This window comes from Acidisoma sp. L85 (assembly GCF_009765865.1).
Lineage (GTDB): Bacteria > Pseudomonadota > Alphaproteobacteria > Acetobacterales > Acetobacteraceae > Acidisoma.
Genome location: NZ_LMUQ01000080.1, coordinates 1 through 307 on the forward strand (window position 1 = coordinate 1; position 307 = coordinate 307).

Consider the following 307-nt stretch of genomic DNA (forward strand, 5'->3'; position numbering starts at 1 on the left):
ACTCAGGTGCCAGCAGCCGCGGTAATACGGAGGGTGCAAGCGTTAATCGGAATTACTGGGCGTAAAGCGCACGCAGGCGGTTTGTTAAGTCAGATGTGAAATCCCCGGGCTCAACCTGGGAACTGCATCTGATACTGGCAAGCTTGAGTCTCGTAGAGGGGGGTAGAATTCCAGGTGTAGCGGTGAAATGCGTAGAGATCTGGAGGAATACCGGTGGCGAAGGCGGCCCCCTGGACGAAGACTGACGCTCAGGTGCGAAAGCGTGGGGAGCAAACAGGATTAGATACCCGTGTAGTCCGGCCCTAGT

1 rRNA gene is annotated in these 307 nt (G+C 56.4%); it reads left to right on the plus strand.

Annotation, left to right across the window (positions count from 1 at the left end):
• Positions 1-307: ribosomal RNA gene (locus tag GSQ83_RS30180) — 16S ribosomal RNA — on the plus strand; the annotation flags it as partial.